Source organism: Mesorhizobium sp. M7A.F.Ca.CA.001.10.2.1 (genome assembly GCF_003998575.1).
GTDB lineage: Bacteria > Pseudomonadota > Alphaproteobacteria > Rhizobiales > Rhizobiaceae > Mesorhizobium.
The window spans coordinates 1-410 of record NZ_RZQY01001391.1; the positions used below are offsets into that span (position 1 = coordinate 1).

Here is a 410-nt window from a genome sequence, read left to right on the forward strand (position 1 = left end):
CATCGAAAAGCCGATGTTGTCGGACACGGTCATATGCGGGTAGAGGGCGTAGCTCTGGAAGACCATCGCGATGTCGCGGTCCTTGGGCGGCATGTCGACGACGTCGACACCGCCGATCCGAAGGCTGCCGCTGGTGACGTCCTCCAATCCCGCGATCATCCGCAGCGCGGTGGATTTGCCACAGCCGGACGGCCCGACGAGAATCAAGAACTCACCGTCCTTGACCGACAGGTTCAATTGGTCGATTGCGTGAAAATTGTTCCCGTATGTCTTGCAGATATTTTCAAGAACGACTTCTGCCATATTCCTCCCTCCACAAGTCTAAGCCACTGATTTTTATGATTGTCCTCGGCTTACGTTCACCTGCGAAATTTTTCCTCGGATAGCTAGGCTATGTTCCAGTATCGAGC

1 protein-coding gene is annotated in these 410 nt (G+C 54.1%); it reads right to left on the minus strand.

Annotated features, from left to right (window positions below; translation table 11 throughout):
- Positions 1-303: ABC transporter ATP-binding protein (locus EN964_RS37245; RefSeq protein ID WP_164776646.1), on the minus strand; the 303-nt coding region annotated here is incomplete at its 3' end.
- Positions 304-410: the final 107 nt, after the last annotated feature.